This is a genomic window from Micromonospora sp. NPDC001898 (assembly GCF_042891255.1).
Taxonomy (GTDB): Bacteria; Actinomycetota; Actinomycetes; order Mycobacteriales; family Micromonosporaceae; genus Micromonospora.
Map to the genome: position 1 here is coordinate 1 of NZ_JBIATC010000045.1, position 4,276 is coordinate 4,276.

The 4,276-nt window shown below is 74.1% G+C and carries 1 protein-coding gene; it reads left to right on the forward strand.

Annotated features, from left to right (window positions below):
- A partial coding sequence (locus ACFYZF_RS30575; protein WP_387026646.1) for a type I polyketide synthase occupies window positions 1-4,276 on the forward strand: 4,276 nt, incomplete at both ends.

The following is a 4,276-nucleotide window of genomic DNA, read 5'->3' on the forward strand; positions in this document are numbered from 1 at the left end:
GTGTCGGTGGTGGTGGCGGATGTGCGGTGGGACAGGTTCGCGTCGTCGTTCACCGCGCTGCGGCCGAGCCCGCTGCTCACCGAGATCCCCGAGGCCCAGGCGGCACTCGCGGCGTCCGCCCCGACCGTTGCCGGCCCCACCGACCAGGCGTCCGTGCTGCGCGGGCGGCTCGCGGCCCTGCCGGCCACCGACGCCGAGGCGTTCCTGCTCGATCTCGTACGCTCCCAGGTCGCCTCGGTGCTCGGTCACGCCGGCGTGGAGTCCGTCCCGGCGGACCGTGCGTTCCAGCGCCTCGGGTTCGACTCGCTCACCGCGGTCGAGCTGCGCAACCGGCTGATCGCCGAGACCGGCCTGGCGCTGCCCAGCACCCTCGTCTTCGACCACCCGACGCCGGCGGCCCTGGTCGCTCTGCTCCGCGACACCCTGATCGGGGCGTCGGCCGACTCACCGGCCGAGATCCGCCCCGCCGCGTTGGACGACGACCCCATCGTCATCGTCGGCATGGGTTGCCGCCTTCCCGGTGGCGTCGGCACGCCCGACGAGCTGTGGCAACTGCTCGCCGACGGCCGCGACGGCATCTCCGAGTTCCCGCTCGACCGGGGCTGGGACAACGTCCTGGGCAGCGGCATGTCCGACACGTCGTTCGCCCGCAGGGGCGGCTTCGTCTACGACGCTGGCGAGTTCGACGCCGAGTTCTTCGGCATCTCGCCGCGCGAGGCCCTCGCCATGGACCCGCAGCAGCGGCTGCTGCTGGAAACGTCCTGGGAGGCGATCGAGTCGGCGGGCATCGACCCGACCAGCCTCAAGGGCGGAGCCGTCGGCGTCTTCGCCGGAGCCAGCTTCCAGGGGTACGCGAGTGGCTCCGTCGGCCGCGCCCAGGAAGTCGGCGGTCACCTGCTCACCGGCAACGCGACCAGCGTGCTGTCGGGTCGGGTCTCGTACTCGTTCGGGTTCGAGGGGCCGGCGGTGACGGTGGACACGGCGTGTTCGTCGTCGCTGGTCGCGCTGCACCTGGCGGCCCAGGCGCTGCGGTCCGGCGAGTGTGACCTCGCGCTGGCCGGCGGCGTCTGCGTGATGGCCTCCCCGGCCACCTTCGCCGAGTTCTCGATCCAGGGCGGCCTCTCGGCCGACGGACGGTGCAGGTCCTTCGCCGAGGCGGCCGACGGGACGGGTTGGTCCGAGGGCGTCGGCGTCATCCTCGTGCAGCGGTTGTCGGATGCGCGGCGGGAGGGTCGGCGGGTTCTGGCGGTGGTGCGGGGTTCGGCGGTGAACCAGGATGGTGCGTCGAACGGGTTGACGGCGCCGAATGGTCCGTCGCAGCAGCGGGTGATCCGGCAGGCGTTGGCGTCGGCGGGGTTGTCGCCGGTGGATGTGGACGTGGTGGAGGCGCACGGCACGGGTACGACGTTGGGTGATCCGATCGAGGCGCAGGCGTTGCTGGCGACGTACGGGCAGGGTCGGGATGTGCCGTTGTTGTTGGGGTCGGTGAAGTCGAACATCGGTCACACGCAGGCGGCGGCGGGTGTCGCCGGGATCATCAAGATGGTCTTGGCGATGCGGCACGGGGTGGTGCCGGCGTCGTTGCACGTGGACGAGCCGTCGTCGCACGTGGACTGGGAGTCGGGCGCGGTCACCCTGGTGACCGAACCGCGGGGGTGGCCGGAGGTGGGCCGGCCGCGTCGGGCGGGGGTGTCGTCGTTCGGCATCTCGGGGACGAACGCGCACGTGATCCTGGAACAGCCGGAATCAGAGCCGGAGCCGGAGCCGGGGATGGGGTCTGTTCCGGGGCTGCCCGTGCCGTGGGTGGTGTCGGGTCGCTCCGAGCGGGCGTTGGTGGGTCAGGCGGCGCGGTTGGCGTCGTTCGTGCGGGGCCGCGCTGATCTGGCGGCGGTGGATGTGGCGTGGTCGTTGGTGTCGTCGCGGGCGGCGTTGGAGCACCGCGCGGTGGTGTGGGGCTCCGGCGTGGACGAGTTGGTGGCGGGCCTGGACGCGGTGGCGGCCGGTGGTGCTGCGGCGTCGGGTGTGGTGTCGTCGGGTCGACGGGCGGTGTTGTTCACCGGTCAGGGTTCGCAGCGGGTGGGGATGGGTCGGGAGCTGCATGACCGGTTCCCGGTGTTCGCGGCGGCGCTGGACGAGGTGTGCGGGCACCTGGACGGGTTGTTGCCGCAGCCCCTGATGTCGGTGGTGTTCGCCGAGCCGGGGTCCGTCGAGGCGGGTCTGTTGGACCGGACGGTGTTCGCGCAGGCGGGGCTGTTCGCCGTCGAGGTGGCGTTGTGGGAGTTGCTGCGGTCGTGGGGGGTGCGGGCCGACTTCTTCGCGGGGCACTCGCTGGGCGAGGTGACTGCTGCGTACGCGGCGGGGGTGTTGTCGCTGGAGGACGCGTGTGTGCTGGTGGCGGCGCGGGGTCGGCTGATGCAGGCCCTGCCGGCCGGCGGGGTGATGGCGGCGGTCGCTGCGTCCGAGGCCGACGTGCGTCTGATCATCGAGGTGACCGGCGCGGCGGTGGACGTGGCGGCGGTGAACGGCCCGGCGGCGGTGGTCCTCTCCGGTGCGGCTGACGAGGTCGAACTCGTGGTGGACACCTGTCGGGCCCGGGGCTGGCGGACCAAGCCCCTGTCCGTGTCGCACGCGTTCCACTCCGGGTTGATGGAGCCGATGCTCGACGGGTTCCGTGCGGTGGTCGCGGGGTTGGACTGGCGGGCGCCGTCGGCGGCGGTGGTGTCGAACGTGTCGGGTGCGGTGGCGGATCCGTTGGAGGTGGCGGATCCGGAGTACTGGGTGCGCCATGTGCGGCGACCGGTGCGGTTCGCCGACGGGGTGACGGCGCTGCGGGCGGCCGGGGTGGACACGTTCCTGGAGGTGGGCCCGGACGCGGTGCTGACGGCGATGGTGGCCGAGGTCGCCGATGGTGAGGTGTGTCGGGTGGCGACGTTGCGGCGGGATCGCCCGGAGGTGGAGTGCCTGCTGGCGGCCGTGGGTCAGCTGCACGTGGCCGGGGTGTCGGTGGACTGGTCGGCCTACCTGGCGCAGGCGGGCGTCCGGCCGCGAGCGGTGGACCTGCCCACCTACGCCTTCGACCGCCGCCGCTACTGGCTGGAGGACCCGGCGCCGGCACCCGCTTCCGCCACCGCGAGCGGGCCGGCGGACGAGCAGTTCTGGGCGGCGGTCGAGTCCGGCGATCTCGGCGTGCTGGGCGAGGAACTGGCGTCCGGCGTGGACGGGCCCTCGGCGGCGCTGCTGCCGAAGCTCGCCCGGTGGCGTCGGGACGCGCAGCGGCGGTCGACGGTCGACTCGTGGCGGTACCGCGTCGAGTGGCGCACGGCTGCCGTGCCGGCCACCGGCACGCTCACCGGAACCTGGCTGGTGCTGACCGCGCCGGGACAGGAGGACCACCCGGCCCTCGCCGCCCTGGCGGCCCGGGGGGCCCGGGTCGTCCCCGTCCTGGTCGACGGCGCGGACCGGGACGCGGTGGCGAGGCGGCTGAGCGAGGCGGCCGGGCCCGACGGCAAGGTCGCCGGCGTGCTGTCCCTGCTCTCGCTGGCCGCCCCGGCGGGCCCGGATGATCTTCCGGCCGCCGCCGCCCTGTCGACGGCGCTGACGGCGGTCCAGGCGCTGACCGACTCCGGGATCGAGGGTCGGCTGTGGTGGCTGACCAGTGGCGCGGTGTCGGTGGGCGGGTCCGACGTGCTCGACGACGTCGAGGGCGCGGCACTGTGGGGTCTTGGCCGGGTCGCGGGGCTGGAACTGCCGGGGTCGTGGGGCGGCCTGGTGGATGTGCCGGGTGCGGCGGACGGACGGGTGTGGGACCGGCTGTCCGGGGTCCTGGCGGGTGGCGTGGAGGATCAGGTGGCGGTGCGGTCGTCGGGGGTGTTCGGCCGGCGGTTGGTGCGGGCGGCTGTGGGTTCGGTCCCGAGCGGCGGCGTGCGGTTGTCGGGGACGGTGCTGGTGACCGGCGGGACGGGCGCGTTGGGTCTGCGGGTGGCGCGGTGGGCGGTGGGCGTGGGAGCGGAGCACGTGGTGCTGCTGTCGCGCAGCGGCGAGGGCGGGCTGGGTTCGGAAGGCGCGGGCGTGGTCGCGGGGTTGCGGGGGGCGGGCGCGCGGGTGTCGGTGATGCCCTGCGACGTGGCCGACCGGGCGGCGGTGGCCGGGTTGCTGGACGGTCTGGCCGGGAGTGGTGATCCGGTGCGGGCGGTGGTGCACGCGGCGGGGGTGGCGCAGATGACCCCGTTGGGTGAGGTGGGTGCGGAGGAGTTGGGGGAGGTGCTGCGGGCGAAGG